The sequence below is a fragment of the Serratia sp. 121840015-1 genome (genome assembly GCF_053627655.1).
In genome coordinates, this window is sequence record NZ_JBSEYF010000008.1 from 66,423 (window position 1) to 86,062 (window position 19,640).

22 protein-coding genes are annotated in these 19,640 nt (G+C 59.0%); 12 read left to right on the top strand and 10 right to left on the bottom strand.

Annotation, left to right across the window (positions count from 1 at the left end; translation table 11 throughout):
- Positions 1-22 precede the first annotated feature (22 nt).
- Positions 23-1,264, top strand: coding sequence for an O-antigen ligase family protein (locus ACUXAC_RS24505; RefSeq protein WP_060441454.1), 1,242 nt, complete (start codon positions 23-25; stop codon positions 1,262-1,264).
- Positions 1,261-2,238, top strand: coding sequence for a glycosyltransferase family 2 protein (locus ACUXAC_RS24510; RefSeq protein WP_421115359.1), 978 nt, complete (start codon positions 1,261-1,263; stop codon positions 2,236-2,238). Before ACUXAC_RS24505 ends, ACUXAC_RS24510 begins: the two co-directional genes overlap by 4 nt.
- Positions 2,239-2,274: 36 nt before the next feature.
- On the opposite strand, the gene ACUXAC_RS24515 is transcribed toward ACUXAC_RS24510, so the two are convergent.
- Both ACUXAC_RS24515 and ACUXAC_RS24520 read right to left on the bottom strand, forming a co-directional pair.
- A complete protein-coding gene (locus ACUXAC_RS24515; protein ID WP_060424994.1) occupies positions 2,275-3,369 on the bottom strand; it encodes a glycosyltransferase family 9 protein in 1,095 nt (364 codons plus the stop codon).
- Positions 3,370-3,377: 8 nt separating this feature from the next.
- The gene (locus ACUXAC_RS24520; protein WP_100397021.1) at positions 3,378-4,334 is read right to left on the bottom strand and encodes a polysaccharide deacetylase family protein; all 957 of its coding nucleotides are present in this window, start codon (positions 4,332-4,334) and stop codon (positions 3,378-3,380) included.
- Between the two features lie 210 nt (positions 4,335-4,544).
- On the opposite strand from ACUXAC_RS24520, the gene rfaQ reads away from it, so the two are divergent.
- Genes rfaQ through ACUXAC_RS24535 form a run of 3 tightly spaced genes read left to right on the top strand, consistent with a single transcriptional unit; the run spans position 4,545 to position 7,854 of the window.
- Positions 4,545-5,627, top strand: a complete 1,083-nt coding sequence (gene rfaQ / locus ACUXAC_RS24525; RefSeq protein WP_147840659.1) for a putative lipopolysaccharide heptosyltransferase III — start codon at positions 4,545-4,547, stop codon at positions 5,625-5,627.
- The gene (locus tag ACUXAC_RS24530) at positions 5,624-6,751 is read left to right on the top strand and encodes a glycosyltransferase family 4 protein (protein ID WP_142110687.1); all 1,128 of its coding nucleotides are present in this window, start codon (positions 5,624-5,626) and stop codon (positions 6,749-6,751) included. Before rfaQ ends, ACUXAC_RS24530 begins: the two co-directional genes overlap by 4 nt.
- A 2-nt stretch (positions 6,752-6,753) precedes the next feature.
- Complete coding sequence (locus ACUXAC_RS24535; RefSeq protein ID WP_213873720.1) at positions 6,754-7,854, top strand: glycosyltransferase; 1,101 nt, start codon at positions 6,754-6,756, stop codon at positions 7,852-7,854.
- Positions 7,855-7,898: 44 nt separating this feature from the next.
- On the opposite strand, the gene ACUXAC_RS24540 is transcribed toward ACUXAC_RS24535, so the two are convergent.
- Positions 7,899-8,912, bottom strand: a complete 1,014-nt coding sequence (locus ACUXAC_RS24540) for a glycosyltransferase family 9 protein (RefSeq protein ID WP_319857886.1) — start codon at positions 8,910-8,912, stop codon at positions 7,899-7,901.
- Positions 8,913-9,037: 125 nt separating this feature from the next.
- Here ACUXAC_RS24540 and waaA point away from each other — a divergent pair, with 125 nt between their 5' ends.
- From waaA to coaD, 3 genes are read left to right on the top strand one after another with little or no spacing between them, the layout of a single operon-like run.
- A complete protein-coding gene (gene waaA / locus ACUXAC_RS24545) occupies positions 9,038-10,315 on the top strand; it encodes a lipid IV(A) 3-deoxy-D-manno-octulosonic acid transferase (RefSeq protein WP_025304695.1) in 1,278 nt (425 codons plus the stop codon).
- The gene (locus ACUXAC_RS24550; RefSeq protein ID WP_038872579.1) at positions 10,316-11,089 is read left to right on the top strand and encodes a glycosyltransferase family 2 protein; all 774 of its coding nucleotides are present in this window, start codon (positions 10,316-10,318) and stop codon (positions 11,087-11,089) included.
- A gap of 3 nt (positions 11,090-11,092) precedes the next feature.
- Positions 11,093-11,578, top strand: coding sequence for a pantetheine-phosphate adenylyltransferase (coaD, locus tag ACUXAC_RS24555; protein ID WP_004931181.1), 486 nt, complete (start codon positions 11,093-11,095; stop codon positions 11,576-11,578).
- Between the two features lie 3 nt (positions 11,579-11,581).
- Here coaD and mutM read toward each other — a convergent pair whose 3' ends face one another.
- From mutM to radC, 4 genes are all read right to left on the bottom strand, one after another.
- Positions 11,582-12,397 carry a bifunctional DNA-formamidopyrimidine glycosylase/DNA-(apurinic or apyrimidinic site) lyase gene (mutM, locus tag ACUXAC_RS24560; RefSeq protein WP_004931185.1) on the bottom strand — a complete coding sequence of 272 codons (816 nt, stop codon included), beginning with the start codon at positions 12,395-12,397 and terminating at the stop codon, positions 11,582-11,584.
- An 81-nt stretch (positions 12,398-12,478) separates the two neighbouring features.
- Positions 12,479-12,646, bottom strand: a complete 168-nt coding sequence (rpmG, locus tag ACUXAC_RS24565; RefSeq protein ID WP_002442576.1) for a 50S ribosomal protein L33 — start codon at positions 12,644-12,646, stop codon at positions 12,479-12,481.
- Positions 12,647-12,657: 11 nt separating this feature from the next.
- Positions 12,658-12,894 carry a 50S ribosomal protein L28 gene (gene rpmB, locus ACUXAC_RS24570; protein ID WP_004931195.1) on the bottom strand — a complete coding sequence of 79 codons (237 nt, stop codon included), beginning with the start codon at positions 12,892-12,894 and terminating at the stop codon, positions 12,658-12,660.
- A gap of 262 nt (positions 12,895-13,156) precedes the next feature.
- Positions 13,157-13,840 (bottom strand): RadC family protein, encoded by a 684-nt coding sequence (gene radC, locus ACUXAC_RS24575; protein ID WP_025304698.1) that lies wholly within the window; start codon positions 13,838-13,840, stop codon positions 13,157-13,159.
- Positions 13,841-14,023: 183 nt separating this feature from the next.
- Here radC and coaBC point away from each other — a divergent pair, with 183 nt between their 5' ends.
- From coaBC to slmA, 3 genes are all read left to right on the top strand, one after another.
- Positions 14,024-15,241 (top strand): bifunctional phosphopantothenoylcysteine decarboxylase/phosphopantothenate--cysteine ligase CoaBC, encoded by a 1,218-nt coding sequence (coaBC, locus tag ACUXAC_RS24580; protein ID WP_049201884.1) that lies wholly within the window; start codon positions 14,024-14,026, stop codon positions 15,239-15,241.
- On the top strand, positions 15,219-15,677 hold the full coding sequence (gene dut / locus ACUXAC_RS24585) for a dUTP diphosphatase (RefSeq protein WP_016929680.1): 459 nt from the start codon (positions 15,219-15,221) through the stop codon (positions 15,675-15,677). The genes coaBC and dut overlap by 23 nt, the downstream gene beginning before the upstream one ends.
- A gap of 251 nt (positions 15,678-15,928) precedes the next feature.
- Positions 15,929-16,525 (top strand): nucleoid occlusion factor SlmA, encoded by a 597-nt coding sequence (gene slmA / locus ACUXAC_RS24590; protein ID WP_004931203.1) that lies wholly within the window; start codon positions 15,929-15,931, stop codon positions 16,523-16,525.
- Positions 16,526-16,556: 31 nt separating this feature from the next.
- Here the strand turns inward: slmA and pyrE are convergent, their stop codons facing one another.
- Both pyrE and rph read right to left on the bottom strand, forming a co-directional pair.
- Positions 16,557-17,198 carry an orotate phosphoribosyltransferase gene (pyrE, locus tag ACUXAC_RS24595; protein ID WP_004931204.1) on the bottom strand — a complete coding sequence of 214 codons (642 nt, stop codon included), beginning with the start codon at positions 17,196-17,198 and terminating at the stop codon, positions 16,557-16,559.
- A 96-nt stretch (positions 17,199-17,294) separates the two neighbouring features.
- The gene (rph, locus tag ACUXAC_RS24600; RefSeq protein WP_025160305.1) at positions 17,295-18,011 is read right to left on the bottom strand and encodes a ribonuclease PH; all 717 of its coding nucleotides are present in this window, start codon (positions 18,009-18,011) and stop codon (positions 17,295-17,297) included.
- Between the two features lie 126 nt (positions 18,012-18,137).
- On the opposite strand from rph, the gene ACUXAC_RS24605 reads away from it, so the two are divergent.
- Entirely contained in the window at positions 18,138-19,001 is an 864-nt protein-coding gene (locus tag ACUXAC_RS24605; protein WP_015379441.1) for a YicC/YloC family endoribonuclease, read from the top strand.
- A 55-nt stretch (positions 19,002-19,056) separates the two neighbouring features.
- Here the strand turns inward: ACUXAC_RS24605 and ACUXAC_RS24610 are convergent, their stop codons facing one another.
- A complete protein-coding gene (locus ACUXAC_RS24610; protein ID WP_387445455.1) occupies positions 19,057-19,446 on the bottom strand; it encodes a hypothetical protein in 390 nt (129 codons plus the stop codon).
- Between the last annotated feature and the right edge of the window lie 194 nt (positions 19,447-19,640).

The window sequence follows — 19,640 nt, forward strand, 5'->3', positions numbered from 1 at the left end:
CGTGAGCCGGAAAACACGCCCGATGCTAAAACACAGAACGCCGCACCCTGCCTTCAGCTATCTGATCTATCTGGGGTGCGCCATCGCTTTTTGCACCATCCCTTTCGGTTCCGCGACCGGACGCAATCTGTTTTACGTTTCCAGCTACATCGCCTTTATCGCCGTTTGCCTGTACCCGCGCTACTACTTCAGCAACGCGAGAAATCTGCTGCTGCCCGCGCTGATGTTCAGCGTGGGCATGGGAACCATCCTCTGGATGCATCACTTCAAACAGCCGGGTGAGTACATCAATATTTATCGCTCTTATATGTCGACCGGCAAACTGCAGCTCGCGACCGCCTTCATCTTGCTGATCGCACTCAATGAGCGGTTGTGCGTGCAGCGCCTGCTGATCGTTGTAGCTCTCGCCACCGGCCTGGCGATCAACGGTTATTCCCTCTATCAGGGGCTGCGTCTGGATATTCCTCGCGTAGAGCTCAACTTCGATCGCGCCACGGTCGCCGCCTACCTGATGACCGCCATCGATCTGGTCATGATGCAAGCCATCCTGATGCTACGCACCCGCTACCGCCTGGTGTTGTACATTGCGGCATTCCTGCTGTCCTTCTCTGCACTGGTGCTCACCGGCACGCGCGCGGCCATGTTGGTCTACCCGGTAGCGGTCTGCCTGTCGCTGCTGGCGACCAAGCAGCTGGTTTCCAGGAAACACAAACTCGCGTTGGTGGCCTCGGTACCGCTGCTGCTCGTAGCCTGCGGCCTGGTGTTTAAACCGCAGATAGAAGAACGCATTCAGGCCTTTGAGACCGATATGCGTCTGATGGATCAGCCACAGACTGAAAACTCGATCATTTCACGGCTGTCGATGCAAACGCTGGCATGGCGCACCGGTTCACAAGCCCCTTGGGGCCAATCCGCCGAACAGCGCGGCGAAGAGATCCGTGCAATGGTCGCACAGCAACCTCGCCTGTCTGGCGTCATGCCCTACATCAACGTCCACCTGCACAACGAGCTGCTGGAAACCTACTCGCTCAAGGGCGTCTGGGGCGTACTGCTGCTGCTGGCGCTCTATGTCTGTCTGTTCTTCTCTTCGTTCCGGCCACAGCGCAACGCGCTGCTGCTGAGCGTTAGCGTCAGCCTGTTCGTTTACGGCCTGAGCGACGTCATCTTCTTCAGCACGGAAGGCACCGCCATGTTCTGCCTGGCGCTGATCGCCGCCGTTCTTTCCGTCACGAAACAGCCCCCTGTTCAGGAGCCCACCCCGTGAATCCTCAGGAGCCGCTGCTCAGCGTTATCGTGCCGTTTTATAATAATGAAGCGTTCGTTATCGCTGCGCTGGATTCGTTATTTGCGCAGATTAGCGACGATATCGAGGTGCTGATCATCGACGATGGCTCCACCGACGCCTCCGGCGCGCTGGTCAGCCAATATCTGGCGCAGCGGCGGCACCCGCGCGTGGTCTTTACTTCACAGCCCAACGGCGGCATTGCGCACGCCCGCAATGTCGGCTTACGGCTGGCCACCGGCCGCTATCTCACCTTCCTCGACGGCGACGATCTGCTGAGCGACGACTATCTGGCAATCCTGCGGCCCCTGCTTACCACCGGTGAATATGACCTGATCGACTTTAATTATCAGAAGTTCACCGAACAACCGCCGACGCCGGATAACCGCGCGGCGCAGCCCGTAGCCTACGACTTTTCACAGTTGGGGCTCAGCTGCCTGCAACCGCTGTTCGCACGCTCGATGTGGCATCTCTGGAGCCGCGTGTATAAACGCACGCTGCTGGAAGGGGAAACGTTCGAAGACGGCAGGCGCTATGAAGACGTGATTTTCACGCCTTTTCAGTATTTCAAAACCCGCCGCATCGCCCATCTGGACTGCGAGCTCTATTTCTATCAGGATAACAGCCAAGGCATCACTCGCAATATCAAACCCAAAGATATTGAAGATCTGCTGTTCGCCATGGAGAAGATGCTGCGTTTTGTGGCGCAGCATCCCGGGGATGAGCCGCTGCGCCGGTTGGCCGCCCTGATGCTGGCCAACTGCTTTTCCGAGGTGAAAAGCATGTCGAAGGCGGTGTACGGCTATTATCATTACGCGCCGGCAACGCTGCACATCCTGCGCCGCGCCGCCGATATCTGCCGCAACAGCGACGTGCCGGGCAAAAAAGTCCGCCAGATGCGCTATGCGCGAGTGGATACCTTTCTTTCGAAGCTGCGCGGGCGCAAGCCGCGCTAACCGCATCGGCCGGGCGGCCGATGCGTCGTCGCTCCCTCAGCGCGCTAAAGGCACGTGCGCGACCAGCTCCTCATAAATCCGCTGCGGCTGGATGACCCCCATCGGGCTTTCCGCCTCCAGCGGCATCGTATAGCCAGTACGCGACACCTGAATGATGCGGTGCAGTTCAGCATCCTGAATCGGGCCGGTGGAGCGTGAGTCGGCGGTCACGAACAGGCTGATGGTTTTCACCTTCAACGCCACCGCCAGATGCAGCGGCCCGGTATCGCCGGTGACCAGAACATGGAAACTGTCGATCAACGTCAGCAAGCCTTGCAGTCCCGTTTTACCGATCTGGTTATCCACGCAGGCCTGCGTTTGCGGGCCGATCAGGCTCATAAACTGTTTGGCCTTGCCGTCGTCGAACGGTGCGCCAATCAGCACGATGCGCACATTGGGGTGCTTCGCCACCAGCTCATCGGCCAGCCGCGCATAGTGCGAAACCGGCCAGCAACGCGACTCTGTTGACGCCCCCAGCTGAAAACCGATGGTGGGATGCTCGCTGCTTTTGACGCCGCGCTGATAATCCACGGGAATTTCCATCGTCGGATCGTCGCTGCGGCAGCCTAAGATGGAAATCAGCTCCAGTTTGCGGCGTACAAAGTGGCCGTAATAATGGAAGATATAGTTGGTCAGCCAAGGCTCCAGCCCGCAAATGCCCGAGCTGTAGTTATCCCTGATAATGTACTTCGCCCCGGCCAGTACGGCGCTGATGATGTCATAAGGCAGGTGGGAGTGCAGAATCAGCGCCAAATCCGGCTGATGTTCGCGCAGCGATTTCAGCAATGGGCGTATCGTCTTGATCTTGCTGTCCCAATACACCACGCGATCGTAATAACGGCCGTTTTCCACCAGCTCGCGGTTTTTCTTGTGCACCACCAGCGTGATGTGCGCATTGGGGTAGCGTTCCCTCATCGCCCTCAATGCCGGCGTGTTGAACATGAAGTCGCCCAACGCCGTGGTGGAATAGATGACGATATTGTCAAACTGCTGGGCGCCGTCGAACGTCGCCTTGTCCTGAAAACGGCCGTACTTCGCCGTATAGCGCCGCAAGAACCAGTCGGCAACCTTGATTTTCCATTTCTTCGACATGTGCGTGCTTAGTTCGCTTTAAGTTGATAATACTCGGCCAGCGTCATGCCCACCGTACGCTGCTGCAGCCAGTCAAACAGCTGCTCCAGATCGCGGTACAGCCCTTCGATATCCTGCTCGGTTTTGAACGTCGGGCTGCCGCCCGGCATAAATTCGGAGGAGTGCAGCATAAACTCAACAAAATCATTACCTTGAGAAAACGATGCTTCAGCTACAGTTTTCATCAGATCCAGGTTGCTGCCGCTTGGCCGCAACCAATAGACTGATGTCGGGCGCCGTTTGCCACGCAGCCGATCGTACCCTTGCTTGAATGCATTAACGAATGCGGAGTGCTTATACTGGATACTCATCGGCACTTCCAGCAGCGACGAAGCGCCCGGCCTGGCGATATTCTGCGGATCGATGAAATAGGCCTGCGACGGGAACCGACTATAGTCCGTACCGCCGTTACCCTGCGGGTTGCCCGGCGAAAACTGCCAGTTGACCCGCGGCGTCACCGAACAGTCCACCTGATAGCCGTATTCCAGCAGCAGCGAGGCATAATATTCGTTGAACGCCCAGCGGCCGGCGCGATGGCTGAGCATTTTGGTCTGGAAGGCATCTTCCAGCAGCTTGGTCATGTGATCGACCTTGGCGCGGATCTGATCGGCGGGATACTCGATCAAATAAGGCTTGTGGCGCCAGTCGTCGTCGGTGAGCGGCGTCAGCGGCGGGCTGTTCCAGGCGTGCAGGTGCATGCCCACTTCTCCCGCGCCGCGGGCGATCACGTCGCGCGCGAACTCGACGTAAGCCGGATCCATCGCCATTTCATAGTTGGTGAGATAAACCGGTTTGAAGGCGTATTTTTCGCACAATGCCTGAAAGCGCGGCAAGAAACGCGTGTTTTCGGTCGCGATGCGATCGTGGTTTTGCCACAGATTATCGCCTTCGGTATCAATGGTGATGAGAAACGCCGGTTTAGTCATGAATATCGAGCCTGATATCAACAGAATGCACTATGTTACGCAGGCCGTTTCGCCAGGGCAAACGACTTTGCTGCCTGGTTTGGACAACGTTGAAGCGCATTCGTCCCCGGCCCGACGATTTTTTTGCGGCCCGGCAAGAAAACCTTGCAACAGTAGCCACATGCGATCGGGTCATTTAGAATCAAAGATTGGTTTCCCAGAAAGCGACTCATGATGAACGACGCGCCAGCCCCAACTTCCGCCCCATCCGTACAGCGTATTTTGATCATAAAACTGCGCCATCACGGCGATATGCTGCTGGTCACGCCGGTCATCAGCAGCCTGCGGCAAAACTACCCGCAGGCGCAGATCGATGTGCTGCTGTATCAGGAAACGCAGGAGATGCTGGCCAGCAATCCGGAACTATCGACGCTGTTCGCCATCGACCGCCAATGGAAAAAACAGGGCACCCGCGCGCATCTGGGGCACGAGCTGGCGCTGCTGCGCCGCCTGAAGGCGCAGCGCTACGATCTGGTGGTCAACCTGGCCGATCAGTGGCGCAGCGCCATTATCACGCGCCTGACCGGCGCGCGCATTCGTCTGGGCTTCGATTTCCCCAAACGCCGCGGCTTCCTGTGGCGCCACTGCCACACGCAGCTGGTGCCGGTCGACAATCACGCCCACCTGCATACCGTCGAACAAAATCTCTCGCTGCTGGCGCCGCTGAACCTGCCCGCGCTCAGTGATCATGTGACCATGAGTTACGATCCGCAGGATTGGCAGGCCTGTGAGCAACGGTTGCAGAAACAGGGCGTCGCCGGCAGTTATATTGTGGTGCAGCCCACCTCGCGCTGGTTCTTCAAATGCTGGAGCGAAGAGAAAATGGCCGCCACCCTCGCCGCCTTGCAGGCCGATGGCCATCAGTTGGTGATCACCTCCGGCCCCGACGCCAGAGAACAAGCCATGGTAGAACGCATTTTGGCGCTCTGCCCGCCGCAGGGCGTGATCTCGTTGGCCGGCCAGCTGACGCTGCGCCAGCTGGCCGCCCTGATCGACCACGCCAAGCTGTTTATCGGCGTGGATTCGGTGCCGATGCACATGGCCGCCGCGCTGCAAACGCCGTGTGTGGCGCTGTTCGGCCCTTCCAAGCTGACTTTCTGGCGGCCATGGCAGGCTACCGGCGCCGTGATCTGGGCCGGCGACTTCGGCGAACTGCCCGATCCGGACGCCATTGATACCGGCACCGACGAACGGTATCTCGACCTTATTCCTACAGACGCGGTGATTGCAGCCGCGCGGAGCACGCTGGCATGAAAGCATTTCGTTTGGCGATCGTTCGCCAAAAATACCGCCCGGACGGCGGGGCCGAACGTTTCGTTTCCCGCGCCCTGGAGGCGCTGGAGCAACAGGATCTCGATCTGAACGTCATCACCCGCGAATGGCAGGGTGACGCCAATCCCAACTGGCATATCCACCTGTGCAACCCGTTAAAACTCGGCCGCATCAGCCGCGAGCGAGGCTTCGCCGTGGCAGCCAGGGCGCTGTGGCAGAAAGAGCGTTTCGATCTGGTGCAAAGCCACGAGCGCATTCCCGGCTGCGACATCTACCGCGCCGGCGACGGCGTACACCGCCGCTGGTTGCTGCAGCGTGCGCGTCTGCTGCCGGAATGGCGCCGCAAATGGCTGTTCTCCAATCGCTATCACCGCTATGTGATGTGCGCCGAACGCGCCATGTACGCCGCGCCGGAGCTGAAAGCCGTCATCTGCAACGCCGAGATGATCAAGCAGGAAATCATCGCCGACTTTGGCGTGCCCGCCGACAAAATCACGGTGATCTATAACGCCATCGACAATCAAAAATTCCCGCCCGCCGACGAGGCCCTGCGCCAACGTCTGCGCGAGCAGTATCAGATCCCACAACGGGCGCACTGCCTGATCTTCGTCGGCTCCGGTTTCGAGCGCAAAGGGCTGGCCGCCGCCATCCGCGCCGTGGCGGCGATCGACAGCCATCTGTTGGTGGTCGGCAAAGACAAGGCCGAAAAACGCTATCGAGCGCTGGCACAGTCGCTGGGCTGCGGCGAGCGGGTTCACTTTATGGGCGTGCAGAAGCAGACCTTGCCGTTCTATCAGGCCGCGGACGCGCTGCTCCTGCCGACGCTGTACGATCCGTTCCCGAATGTGATTCTGGAAGCGATGTCGTGCGGCCTGCCGGTTATCACCAGCACCACCTGCGGCGGCGCCGAGTTTATCACCCCCGGCCAGAACGGCTTCGTGACCGACGCGCTCGACGTACCGGCCATCACGGAGGCCATTCGGGCGCTGCCGCGCCAGGCGCTGGGATCATCCATGGGCGAAGCGGCGAGATTGCGCATTATGACGGCTACGCCGGCGCATCTGTCCGAACAGCTGATTTCCCTCTATAACCGGTTACTGGATTAGCTATGCGTATTCTGATGATCATCGACGGCCTGCCGGGAGGCGGCGCGGAAAAAGTGGTGCTGACCCTGTGCCAGGGCATGCAGCAACAGGGGCATGACGTCAGTCTGATCTCGCTGCGCGACGTCTGCAATTACCCTATCCCGTCAGGCATTGATTATCAGGTGGTGGCCGATCGCAGCCGTGCCCCCTGGCGCAAGCTGACCGAGCTGTCGCGCCGCGCCGCCGCGCTGGATCGGGCAATCGCCGAACACGAGCGCCAACACGGCGCGTTCGATCTGGTGTTCTCCAATCTGCATAAAACCGATCGCATCGTCAGCCGCAGCAAGCGGCTGGCCGCGGATCGCCTGTGGTTCTGCATTCACGGCATTCTCTCCACCTCCTATCTCGGCCACCGCAAGGGCCTGGATCGCTGGCTGAAGCAGCGCAAAATCGCCAACGTTTACCAAGGAAGAAATATCGTCGCCGTTTCACGGGCGGTTGGCGACGATCTGCAGCAGAACTTGCCGATTCGCCCACGCCGGCTGGCGGTCATCAACAACCCGTTCGACATCGACGCCATCCAGCAACAGGCGGTGGCGCCTTGCGAACTGGCCGGTCAGGACTATCTGGTGCACGTCGGCCGCTTTCACGCGACCAAACGACATGACCGTCTGCTGAAAGCCTATGCGCACTCGGGCATTCAGGCACCGCTGGCCTTGATCGGCACCGGGGATGATGCCAGAGTCGCCGAGGTCAAACGTCTGGCGACAGAGCTGGGTATCGCAGAGCGCGTGCTCTTCCTCGGTTTCCAGGCCAATCCTTATCCGTTTATTCGCCATGCCTCGCTGCTGGTGCTCAGCTCCGACAGCGAAGGGTTTGGTAACGTGCTGGTGGAATCGCTGCTGTGCGGCACGCCGGTGGTCAGCACTCGCTGCCCGGGCGGCCCTGCGGAAATTCTGGAAAAAGCCGGCATGGCTAACGCGCTGGCGGAATTAAACGAAGCGTCGCTGGCAGAAAAAATGGCGGAAATTTACGCCAATCCGCCCCAGATAAATCAACAGCAATTGCTGAGTTATGGGCTGGAGCCTATTTGCCGTCAATATATTGAGCTGAAAGAAAAATAATAGAGAAATAAATAAGGCAGGGGATACCTGCCTTATTTTATTCGTTAGCTGAGCGCCTGCATTTTCTGCCAAACCTCATCGACAGAAACATCTTCACAGTGCCCCGACTCACTCTGCAAAATATGATGACGGCCGGTCCATGGATGCCAGGAGGCTTTATCGGTATCGCCAAAGAACACCACCATGTCCTTATTCAGCGCGGCGGCAAGATGCATCTGCCCACCGTCGCTGCACAGCACCCGGTCGCATAAATCGAACCCACCCAACAGCTCGCGCACCGAGGCCGTCGGATAAAGCGCGACGCGTTCGTTTTGGCACAGCGCCAACAGCTGTTCGGCGCGCTGCTGGTCGCCGATGTCGTCCGGCGCCAGCGTGCCCTGCGGCGACCAGAAGATCAGCACGCCGGTGTGGGGATCGGCAACCAGACGGTTGATGATTTCGGCATAGCGTTCAACCGGCCAACGCCTTTTCGGGCTGCGGCTGCTGATGTGCATGGCGCATACGCGTTCGACCGGCGGCAGACGCTCCTGTAGCCGTTGCGCCGCCAATTGCCGCTCTTCAGGCGTCAGAAACACCCGCACCGGCGGGATCGGAATGGATTGATCGGTTATCGCCGATAAATAGCTGTAGGTATGTTCGACCTGATGTTGACCGTGGAAATCGTCCTTGCGGAACGGGCGATGGATATCTTTCGTGCCCAAATCGGCGCCGATGATATGGGTGGCGCCGGCCATTTTCGCTAAACGCAGGCTGTATTTGCAAGGCACCGGGTTGGCCAGAATGACCGCATCGAACTTTATTTTTCGCAGCTTCAGGAAGATCATCAAGCGTTCGAAATAAACGCCCAACGTCGTTTCATTTTTCGCCTTGTGCTTGGCCTTTTTATAGACAAAGACTTTCTCGAGATGAGGATTGTTTTTAACAACGTCCTGGCTGACTTTATTGATCAGCAGATAAACTTTAGCGTCCGGATAGGCAATTTTCACCCCTTCAATCAGAGGCGTGGTGCAAACAAGATCGCCGATGTTGTCGCGGCGAATAATTAAAATATTCTTCATTCCGAGCCTGTCGGCGAAATCGCTCGCCGGTTGTCTGAAACTGACACCCAAGGTTACCAAATTAGCGCCTTTCCCTTCCAGTTATGGTACTATTCCGAATAACCCATATAAATGAAATTGATAGAATGTTGCTGCGTTTATATCAGGTACTACTCTACCTCATCCAACCCCTGATCTGGCTCCGCTTACTGCTGCGCAGCCGCAAAGCTCCAGCCTACCGTAAACGCTGGGCGGAACGCTATGGCTTCTGCGCCGGGAAAGTCGTGCCAGGCGGCATCATGCTGCATTCCGTCTCCGTCGGCGAAACGCTGGCGGCCATCCCGTTGGTACGGGCACTGCGCCACCGTTACCCCGCTTTGCCGATAACTGTGACCACAATGACCCCAACAGGTTCAGAACGCGTCCAGTCCGCTTTCGGCAAAGACGTACATCATGTCTATCTGCCCTACGATCTGCCCGGTTCCATGAACCGCTTCCTCGACCAGGTGAATCCCAAGCTGGTGATCATCATGGAAACCGAGCTGTGGCCTAACCTGATTAACGCGCTGCATCAGCGGCAGATCCCCCTGGTGATCGCCAATGCGCGCCTGTCGGCCCGCTCCGCCGCCGGCTATAAGAAAATTGGCGGGTTCATGCGCGATATGCTGCGCCGCATTACGCTGATCGCCGCACAGAACCAGGAAGACGGCGATCGGTTTATCGAACTGGGCCTGAAGCGCTCGCAGCTGGCCGTAACCGGCAGCCTGAAGTTCGATATCTCCGTCACCCCGGAACTGGCCGCCCGCGCCGTTACGCTGCGTCGCCAATGGGCGCCGCGCCGCCCGGTGTGGATCGCTACCAGCACCCATGACGGTGAAGAAACCATCCTGCTGGAAGCACACCGCAAACTGCTGGAAAAACACCCCGACCTGCTGCTGATCCTGGTGCCGCGTCACCCGGAACGCTTCCCGACCGCCAAAGAGCTGGTGCAGAAGGCCGGCTTCAGCTACACCCTGCGCAGCAGCGGCGAAATCCCGTCCGGCAGCACCCAGGTGGTGATCGGCGATACCATGGGCGAGCTGATGCTGCTGTACGGCATCGCCGATCTGGCCTTTGTCGGCGGCAGTCTGGTGGAACGCGGCGGGCACAACCCGCTGGAAGCCGCCGCGCACGCCATCCCGGTGCTGATGGGCCCGCATACCTTCAACTTCAAAGACATCTGCGCCAAGCTCTCGCAGGCCGAAGGCCTGATCACCGTGACCGACGTGGATTCGCTGGTGAAGGAAGTGGAAACCCTGCTGACCGACGAAGACTACCGGCGCTACTACGGCCGCCATGCGGTGGAAGTGTTGTATCAGAATCAGGGAGCGTTGCAGCGCCTGCTGCAGCTGCTGGAACCGCACCTGCCGCCCCGGAGTCACTGAATGAGCAGCCGCAAAAGCCTGTCGGTGGTGATGATCGCCAAAAACGAAGCCGGGCTGTTGCCGGACTGTCTGCGTTCGGTCGAATGGGCCGATGAAATCATCGTGCTGGACTCCGGCAGCGAGGACGACAGCGTCGCCGTCGCCGAAGGCCTGGGCGCCAAAGTCTTCACGCACACCGACTGGCAAGGGTTCGGCAAGCAGCGTCAGCTGGCGCAAAGCTATGCCAGCCATGACTACGTTTTGATGATCGACGCCGACGAACGCGTCACGCCCGAGCTGCGGCAATCCATCGAGCGGGTGTTGAATGCGCCGGACGACGGCGCCGTCTACAGCTGTGCGCGGCGCAACCTGTTTCTAGGCCGCTTCATGCGCCACAGCGGCTGGTATCCCGACCGCGTCAACCGCCTGTACGCCAACCAACGCTATCGTTATAACGACGATCTGGTGCACGAATCGCTGAACATCGGCGGCGCCAAAGTGATCCCCCTCAGCGGTGATATGCTGCACCTGACCTGCCGCGACTTCTTCGCCTTCCAGCGCAAACAGCTGCGCTACGCCGAAGAGTGGGCCACGCAGCGCCACCGGGCCGGCAAGCGCTGCGGCTATCTGTCTATCCTGACCCACACGCTCGGCGCCTTCGTCAAAACCTGGCTGCTGCGCGCCGGCTTCCTGGATGGCAAACAGGGGTTGCTGTTAGCGGTGGTCAACGCGCAATATACCTTCAATAAATATGCCGCATTATGGGCATTGGGCCGCAACTACTCAGAGAAGTGAATCATGACCAGCAAAGCCATCTATCCCGGGACCTTCGATCCCATGACCAACGGCCACCTGGATTTAGTGACGCGCGCGTCACTGATGTTCGATCACGTGATTCTGGCCATCGCCGCCAGCCCGAGTAAAAAGCCGCTGTTCAGCCTGGATGAACGCGTGGCGTTGGCGACGCAGGTCACCTCGCATCTGGACAATGTGGAAGTGCTGGGCTTCAGCGAGCTGATGGCGCACTTCGCCGCTCACCAAAATGCCAATATCCTGGTGCGCGGCCTGCGTGCGGTGTCTGACTTTGAATACGAATTGCAGCTGGCGAACATGAACCGCCATTTGATGCCGACGCTGGAAAGCGTGTTCCTGATGCCTTCCGAAGAGTGGTCGTTCATCTCCTCCTCACTGGTGAAAGAGGTCGCCCGTCACGGCGGCGATATCGCACCTTTCCTGCCTGACGTGGTCACCCAGGCACTGATGGCGAAGCTCGCCGCCGAGTGATGCTCAGCGCTGGCAGCGACGGCAAAAGAAGGTGCTGCGCTGCCCGTGCTTGGCGGATTCGATCGGCGTGCCGCACGCGCGGCACGGTTCTCCCGCCCGCCCGTAAACCTGCAGCTCCTGTGCGAAATACCCCGGTTTGCCGTCCGACTGCAAAAAGTCGCGCAATGTCGTGCCGCCCTGCTCGATAGAACGCTGCAACACCGCCTTGATGGTCTTCACCAGCAGTTCCGCTTCGGCTTTGCTCAAGGATCCCGCCGGACGATCGGGCAAGATCCCGGCGCTGAACAGCGATTCGCTGGCGTAAATATTGCCGACCCCGACCACCAGCTTGTTATCCATCAGCCACGGTTTAATCAACGTGCGCTTATTGCGTGATTTTTCATACAAGTAGTCGCCGTTGAACGCTTCGCTCAGCGGTTCCGGCCCCAGGTGCGCCAACACGCTGCTGGTCGCCAAATCTTCGCACCACAGCCAGGCGCCGAAACGGCGCGGATCGGTATAGCGCAGGATCATGCCGTTGCTGATCACCAGATCGACGTGGTCGTGTTTGCCGGCTTCATCTTCGTTTTCCTCGCGCAGCATGCGCAAGCTGCCCGACATGCCCAGGTGCACGATAATCCAACCGTTCTCCAGCTCGATCAGCAGGTATTTAGCCCGGCGCTGCACGCTGAGCACCGGCCGATCGCTCAGCGTCAGGATCTGCTCGGAAACCGGCCAGCGCAGGCGCGCGTTGCGCACCACCGCATACTGAATGCTGTGGCCGACAAGATAAGGCTCTATACCGCGTCTGCTCGTCTCAACTTCCGGTAATTCAGGCATCTGGCTTCCCCTCCGACGTTTTCTACCCTTTATAAAACAAAAAACCCGGCCAAGGCCGGGTTTTTCATTAATCCACTAAAATTATTTAATTTTAGCTTCTTTGTATACTACGTGCTGACGGACAACTGGATCGAATTTCTTCAGTTCCAATTTTTCCGGCTTAGTACGCTTGTTCTTCGTGGTGGTATAGAAGTGACCAGTACCAGCAGAAGAAACCAGCTTGATCTTCTCGCGAACACCTTTAGCCATGATTCAGTTCCTTAATACTTCTCACCACGGGCACGCAGATCGGCCAGAACCGTCTCAATACCCTTCTTATCGATAACACGCATACCTTTAGCAGATACACGCAGAGTTACAAAGCGCTTCTCAGCCTCAACCCAAAAACGGTGTGAGTGCAGGTTAGGCAGAAAACGGCGTTTGGTCGCGTTCATTGCGTGGGAACGGTTGTTACCGCTCACCGGGCGCTTGCCAGTAACTTGGCAGACTCGGGACATGTCTATTCTCCAAAAATCAAATCAGCTCGAGCTTCGTATAGGGTATGGCCGCCTCGTCAGGCTTTTAGAGCCCATCTCAGCAAACTTCATACTGAGGAGACTCTCGTCATCAGGTAGAAACCACACATCAGGTCAGAAACCTGCTGAGATAGGCTCTTGCGCCAAACCCAAGATTCTCAAAGGTGGCGTAGTATACGCTCTGAAGCGTAAGTGCTCAAGTCCCGAACAGCTAAAGATCCCACAAGGATCGCGAAAAAATCGCTTAAAGCCATCCGCGCTCGGCAAAAGAGACGCATTCACCCCGACCGATCACCAAATGATCAAGCACTCGGATCTCCAATAACTGACAGGCTTTCACCACCTGTTCCGTTATCAAACGGTCGGCATGACTGGGTTCAGCCTTACCCGAAGGGTGATTATGCGCGAGAATCAGCGCGGCGGCATTAGCCTTCAACGCTTCACGCACAATTTCTCTCGGGTAGACGACGACGCTGCTGATGGTACCAGCAAACATCTCCTGATGGCGAATAACCCGGTGCTGATTGTCTAAAAACAATACCAAAAAGACCTCACGCTCGCGATGCGCCAGCAGGCTTTGCAGATAATGCTGGGTGACGCGCGGATTGAGCATGGCGTTTTCCTGCGACAAATGGCTGGAAAAGAAGCGCAGCGCCAGCTCGGCAATCGCCTGCAGCTGCGTATAGCTGGCGTCCCCCAGGCCTTTTTGGCTGCAAAAAGCCTGATGATCGGCCGACATCAGGTGATAAAGCGAGCCGAACCGGCGCAGCAGCTGCTCCGCCAGCTGCATCACGTGCACGCCGGGCAGCCCGGTACGCAAAAAAATGGCCAACAGTTCTGCGTCTGACAGCGCCGCCGCCCCCTGCATCAACAGCTTTTCACGCGGCGCCAGCGCGCCCGGCCAGCACGCCACAATCGGGTTGCTCATCGTATTCCTCCCTGAAAGGGCTACAGCATGCCATGTGCTGCCCGGCGCGTTCGACAGGTGTTTGATAACATTGCGAAGTGTTTCGCAAAGCACAATGTAACGCCCTGCAGTCATTGCGGAATCGCTCACCTGAACGGCGGATATGCTAAAATGGCGCATCTTTCGGCTTTCAATCGGACAATGATGATGACGGGACTTTCCGGCAAACATATTGTACTTGGCATCAGCGGCGGCATCGCCGCCTACAAATGCCCAGAGCTGGTGCGCCGCCTGCGCGACAGGGGCGCAGAAGTGCGCGTGGTGATGACCCACGCCGCCAAGGCGTTCATTACGCCACTGACGCTGCAGGCCGTTTCCGGCTACCCGGTGTCCGACGATCTGTTGGATCCCGCCGCCGAAGCCGCCATGGGCCACATCGAACTCGGCAAGTGGGCGGATCTGGTGATTCTGGCGCCGGCGACCGCCGATCTGCTGGCGCGCGTCGCCGCCGGCATGGCCAACGATCTGTTGACCACCGTCTGCCTGGCGACCGACGCCCCTATCGCCGCCGCCCCGGCCATGAACCAGCAGATGTATCGCGCCGCCGCCACGCAGGCCAACCTGCAAACGCTGCAGGCGCGCGGCATGCTGCTCTGGGGGCCGGACAGCGGCAGCCAGGCCTGTGGCGACGTCGGCCCGGGCCGCATGCTGGATCCGCTGGACATCGTCGACCTGGCGAACGCGCATTTCTCCGCCCCGCAGGATCTGCAACATTTACAGGTTATGATCACCGCCGGCCCGACGCGTGAGGCGCTGGATCCGGTACGTTTCATCAGCAATCACAGCTCCGGCAAAATGGGCTTCGCCATTGCCCGCGCCGCCGCCGCCCGCGGCGCGCAGGTGACGCTGATCGCCGGACCGGTCAGCCTGCCGACGCCGCCATCGGTCACCCGAGTGGACGTCACCAGTGCGCTGGAGATGGAGCAGGCGGTGCAACAGCGCGCCGCGCAGCAGCAGATTTTCATCTCCTGCGCCGCCGTGGCCGACTACCGCCCCGAGCAGATCGCCGATGAAAAAATAAAAAAACAGGGTGATGAAATCGTCCTCAAGATGGTAAAAAACCCCGATATCGTCGCCGGCGTGGCGGCGATGACCAAAAATCGACCGTTTGTCGTGGGGTTTGCCGCCGAAACCCAGAATGTGGAAGAATACGCGCGGCAAAAACTGGCGCGTAAGAAGCTGGATTTGATTTGCGCTAACGATGTATCGCTTGCAGAGCACGGGTTCAACAGCGACACCAATGCCCTGCATCTTTTTTGGCAGGATGGAGAAAAGCGCCTGGCGCTGAGCGACAAGGCACTCCTTGGCCAACGTTTAATAGACGAGATAGTCAGCCGTTATGATGAAAAAAATCGACGTTAAGATCCTCGACCCGCGCATCGGTCAGGATTTCCCGCTACCGACCTACGCCACGCCGGGCTCCGCCGGTCTCGACCTGCGCGCCTGCCTGGACAGCGCGGTGGAGCTGGCGCCGGGTGAAACCACGCTGTTGCCTACCGGCCTCGCGATCCACATCGCCGACGCCGGCCTGGCGGCGGTGATCCTGCCGCGCTCCGGCCTGGGCCACAAGCACGGCGTCGTGCTGGGCAACCTGGTCGGCCTGATCGACTCCGATTATCAGGGCCAGCTGATGGTGTCCGTTTGGAACCGCGGCCAGAAACACTTCACCATCGAGCCGGGCGAACGTATCGCTCAGATGGTCTTCGTGCCGGTGGTGCAGGCCGAATTCAACCTGGTGGAAGAGTTCGACAGCAGCGAGCGCGGCGAAGGCGGCTTCGGCCACTCGGGGCGCCACTAAGCGCCACCCAATGCACGATGGCCGGCAGGGAAACGTCGCCTGAACCTTGCCTTTCCGGGGAGAAGGATGTCTCTGCGGCAAGGTTTTACCGCGACAATTGCAGCGCACACCAGGCAGCGCGGAAAAAGGCCGTTAAGGCCGCTGACCCCAGCATCGTAAAAAAGCTATCACATAAGCCACACAGAGCCTGCTCTGCAGCGGCCGGTGCGCGGGTTTCCGTCAGTTAAGTTTTAGCAAGGGTCTAATCAGACATGGCAGAAAAAGAAAAGACGAAAAGGAATCGGCGCGAGGAAATATTGCAGGCGTTAGCCCAGATGCTGGAGTCCAGCGACGGCAGCCAACGCATCACCACCGCCAAGCTCGCCGCGAACGTGGGTGTTTCTGAAGCTGCGCTGTATCGGCATTTCCCCAGCAAGACACGGATGTTCGACAGCCTGATCGAGTTTATCGAAGACAGCCTGATCACCCGCATCAACCTGATCTTGCAGGACGAGAAAGAGACGTTTAATCGTCTGCGCCTGATTTTACTGCTGATTCTGGGCTTTGCGGAACGCAACCCGGGGCTGACGCGCATCATGACCGGCCACGCGCTGATGTTTGAACAGGATCGCCTACAGGGCCGCATCAACCAGCTGTTCGAACGCATCGAAGCACAGCTGCGTCAGGTGCTGAAAGAGCGCAAATTGCGCGAAGGCAAAGGCTTTATCGTCGATGAAACGCTGTTGGCCAGCCAACTGCTGGCCTTCTGCGAAGGCATGTTGTCGCGCTATGTGCGTTCGGAATTCCGTTATCGCCCAACGCAGGAGTTCGACGCCCGCTGGCCGCTGTTGGCGGCACAGCTGCAATAACGAAAACGCCGGGCATCCCCGGCGTTTTTATTTATACCCCGTACTGCTCGCGGTAAGCGCGCACCGCCGCCAGGTGATCCGCCATTTCCGGTTTCTCTTCCAGATAGGCGATCAGGTCCTTCAGCGTGACGATTGAAATCACCTTGCAGTGATAGTCGCGTTCCACTTCCTGAATGGCGGAGATATCCGCGCGGCCGCGTTCCTGACGGTCGAGGGAGATCAGCACCCCCGCCAGCGAAGCGCCGCTGGCGCCGATGATTTCCATCGACTCGCGGATCGCGGTGCCGGCGGTGATCACATCATCCACCAACATCACGCGCCCCTGCAGCGGGCTGCCCACCAGCGAACCGCCTTCGCCGTGGGTCTTGGCTTCCTTGCGGTTAAAACAGTAAGGCACGTCGCGCTCATGGTGTTCCGCCAGCGCCACCGCCGTGGTGGTGGCAATAGGAATGCCTTTATAGGCCGGGCCAAACAGCAGGTCGAAATCGATACCGGAGTCCATCAGGGCTTCGGCGTAGAAGCGCCCCAACAGCGCAAGATCGCGCCCGGTATTAAACAAGCCGGCATTGAAGAAATACGGGCTGGTGCGGCCGGACTTCAGGGTGAACTCGCCGAATTTCAATACCTGCTTGTTAAGCGCGAACTCGATAAACTGGCGCTGATAGGCTTTCATTACTGCTTCTCCTCGTCTGAATCTGCTTGGGTCTTGTCATTACTGCCGCCCGATCGTCGGGCATAAAAAAGGCGACTTCTCAGTCGCCTTAAAAAATCAGTCCGCCAGCGCCGCCTTCTGCGCCTGGAAGATGGTTTCGATGCCCCCTCGGGCCAGCGCCAATAGCGCCAATAGCTCATCGTGGCTGAACGGCTCGCCTTCGGCGGTGCCCTGCACTTCAATCATGCGGCCATCTTCCATCATCACCACGTTCATGTCGGTTTCCGCCGCTGAATCCTCCACATACTCCAGATCGCACAGCGCTTCGCCATTAACGATGCCGACGGAAACCGCCGCCACCATGCCCTTCATCGGGTTGGCTTTCAGCTTGCCGTTGGCCACCAGCGTGTTCAGCGCATCGGCCAGCGCCACGCAGGCGCCGGAGATGGAGGCGGTGCGGGTACCGCCGTCGGCCTGCAGTACGTCGCAGTCGAGGGTGATGGTGAATTCACCGAGCTTTTTCAGATCCACCGCGGCGCGCAGCGAGCGCGCGATCAGGCGCTGGATCTCCAGCGTGCGGCCACCCTGTTTGCCTTTGGCAGCTTCACGGGCGTTGCGGCTGTGGGTGGAGCGCGGCAGCATGCCGTACTCGGCGGTGATCCAACCTTGCCCCTGGCCTTTCAGGAAGCGCGGAACGCCCTCTTCTACCGTGGCGGTGCACAAGACTTTGGTATCGCCAAACTCAACCAGCACTGAACCTTCAGCGTGTTTGGTATAGTGACGGGTCAGTGTCAGGGGGCGAACTTGCTGTGGTGCTCTGCCTGCAGGACGCATGGGCTCTCTCCGGCTTCAAATCAACTATTGGCTGCGCATTATACGGGCTTCGTGACGTAATGCCTATCCTGCCCGCAGCCGCGACGCTATAATCGCCCCATCTTTTCCTATTACGGGTACGCATCAATGATCCGCAGCATGACCGCCTACGCCCGGCGTGAAATCAAGGGTGAATGGGGCAGCGCAGCCTGGGAGCTGCGTTCCGTTAACCAGCGCTACTTAGAAACCTACATCCGCCTGCCGGAACAATTCCGCAGCCTGGAGCCGGTGATCCGTGAACGTATCCGTGGCCGCCTGACCCGCGGCAAAGTCGAATGCAACCTGCGTTTCGAACTGGATCCAAGCGCGCAAAGCTCGCTGATCCTGAACGAAAAACTGGCCAAACAGCTGGTTGAAGCCGCCAACTGGGTGAAAATGCAGAGCGACGAAGGGGAAATCAACCCGATCGACGTGCTGCGCTGGCCGGGCGTGATGTCCGCGCAGGAGCAGGATCTGGACGCCATCAGCGCCGAGTTGATGCAGGCGCTGGACGGCGCGCTGGATGACTTCATCGTCGCACGCGAAAGCGAAGGCGCCGCGCTGAAAACGCTGATCGAACAACGCCTCGACGGCGTCAGCGCCGAAGTGGTCAAAGTGCGCGCCCAGATGCCGAACATCCTGCAATGGCAGCGCGAACGCCTGGTCAGCAAGTTGGAAGAGGCGCAGGTACAGCTGGAAAACACCCGCCTGGAGCAGGAGCTGGTGCTGATGGCGCAGCGCATCGACGTCGCCGAAGAGCTGGACCGTCTGGAAGCGCACGTGAAAGAGACGCACAACATCCTGAAGAAGAAAGAAGCCGTCGGCCGCCGCCTCGACTTCATGATGCAGGAGTTCAACCGCGAATCGAACACCCTGGCCTCCAAGTCGATCAATGCCGACGTCACCGCTTCCGCCATCGAGCTGAAAGTGCTGATCGAGCAAATGCGCGAGCAGATCCAGAACATCGAGTGATCCTGCCCCGCACGCCATCAAGCCCGCGCCAAGCGGGCTTTTTTATGGCTGCAGCTCAGCGATAAGCGGCCACCTGCTCCTCACCGATCAGCCCCATTTTCTGCAGCTGCACCGCAATGCTCCAGGTTGAGCGTTCAAACTCATCGCTCAGCGCTTCCAGCGTCGCCCCGGCCGCATGGCTCTCGCGCAACCTCAGCTTTTCCTCTTCCGGCCAAGGGAAGTAGGCATTGGCCGGCCGCCCCTCGGCCAGATTCTTCTGCCGCTTCTCCTCCGGCGTCAGCCGGGCTTTTTTCTGCAGTTCGGCTTCACCGTCGAACTCGTTGGCCAACGCGAACAGCAGGCGGATAGCCTCCGGCGCGCAGGCCGCCGAAGCCGGTCTCAACAGCTCACCGGTGTCGGGATTAACCCCGTTGGCCAGCGCCCTGAGCAACGTGCCGGTATTCATTGTTCGCCTCCTTATCCGAGAAGATGCGCCGGTCGTGGCGCCTTGTTCAGGCATTTTTCTTTGCCTCCCTCGAGAAAACCACGCTTTACGCCATGAAAAAGCACCAGTTGCGAGCCAGATTCCAGGCGTTTGCACGCGAGTGACAGTGATTGCATCAGGTTGCGAGCCGGCAGGCCCCTGGGGAACCGGCTCAC

What these genes read in the sequence shown, in the direction of transcription:
- ACUXAC_RS24535 (WP_213873720.1), top strand. Translation starts at nt 6,754, where the DNA reads ATGCGTATTCTGATGATCATCGACGGCCTGCCGGGAGGCGGCGCGGAA.
- ACUXAC_RS24515 (WP_060424994.1), bottom strand. Translation starts at nt 3,369, where the DNA reads ATGTCGAAGAAATGGAAAATCAAGGTTGCCGACTGGTTCTTGCGGCGC.
- pyrE (WP_004931204.1), bottom strand. Translation starts at nt 17,198, where the DNA reads ATGAAAGCCTATCAGCGCCAGTTTATCGAGTTCGCGCTTAACAAGCAG.
- radC (WP_025304698.1), bottom strand. Translation starts at nt 13,840, where the DNA reads ATGAGCAACCCGATTGTGGCGTGCTGGCCGGGCGCGCTGGCGCCGCGT.
- coaBC (WP_049201884.1), top strand. Translation starts at nt 14,024, where the DNA reads ATGATGACGGGACTTTCCGGCAAACATATTGTACTTGGCATCAGCGGC.
- rph (WP_025160305.1), bottom strand. Translation starts at nt 18,011, where the DNA reads ATGCGTCCTGCAGGCAGAGCACCACAGCAAGTTCGCCCCCTGACACTG.
- coaD (WP_004931181.1), top strand. Translation starts at nt 11,093, where the DNA reads ATGACCAGCAAAGCCATCTATCCCGGGACCTTCGATCCCATGACCAAC.
- ACUXAC_RS24505 (WP_060441454.1), top strand. Translation starts at nt 23, where the DNA reads ATGCTAAAACACAGAACGCCGCACCCTGCCTTCAGCTATCTGATCTAT.
- rpmB (WP_004931195.1), bottom strand. Translation starts at nt 12,894, where the DNA reads ATGTCCCGAGTCTGCCAAGTTACTGGCAAGCGCCCGGTGAGCGGTAAC.
- ACUXAC_RS24530 (WP_142110687.1), top strand. Translation starts at nt 5,624, where the DNA reads ATGAAAGCATTTCGTTTGGCGATCGTTCGCCAAAAATACCGCCCGGAC.
- ACUXAC_RS24605 (WP_015379441.1), top strand. Translation starts at nt 18,138, where the DNA reads ATGATCCGCAGCATGACCGCCTACGCCCGGCGTGAAATCAAGGGTGAA.
- waaA (WP_025304695.1), top strand. Translation starts at nt 9,038, where the DNA reads ATGTTGCTGCGTTTATATCAGGTACTACTCTACCTCATCCAACCCCTG.
- ACUXAC_RS24540 (WP_319857886.1), bottom strand. Translation starts at nt 8,912, where the DNA reads ATGAAGAATATTTTAATTATTCGCCGCGACAACATCGGCGATCTTGTT.
- slmA (WP_004931203.1), top strand. Translation starts at nt 15,929, where the DNA reads ATGGCAGAAAAAGAAAAGACGAAAAGGAATCGGCGCGAGGAAATATTG.
- dut (WP_016929680.1), top strand. Translation starts at nt 15,219, where the DNA reads ATGATGAAAAAAATCGACGTTAAGATCCTCGACCCGCGCATCGGTCAG.
- mutM (WP_004931185.1), bottom strand. Translation starts at nt 12,397, where the DNA reads ATGCCTGAATTACCGGAAGTTGAGACGAGCAGACGCGGTATAGAGCCT.
- ACUXAC_RS24550 (WP_038872579.1), top strand. Translation starts at nt 10,316, where the DNA reads ATGAGCAGCCGCAAAAGCCTGTCGGTGGTGATGATCGCCAAAAACGAA.
- ACUXAC_RS24520 (WP_100397021.1), bottom strand. Translation starts at nt 4,334, where the DNA reads ATGACTAAACCGGCGTTTCTCATCACCATTGATACCGAAGGCGATAAT.
- ACUXAC_RS24610 (WP_387445455.1), bottom strand. Translation starts at nt 19,446, where the DNA reads ATGAATACCGGCACGTTGCTCAGGGCGCTGGCCAACGGGGTTAATCCC.
- rpmG (WP_002442576.1), bottom strand. Translation starts at nt 12,646, where the DNA reads ATGGCTAAAGGTGTTCGCGAGAAGATCAAGCTGGTTTCTTCTGCTGGT.
- rfaQ (WP_147840659.1), top strand. Translation starts at nt 4,545, where the DNA reads ATGATGAACGACGCGCCAGCCCCAACTTCCGCCCCATCCGTACAGCGT.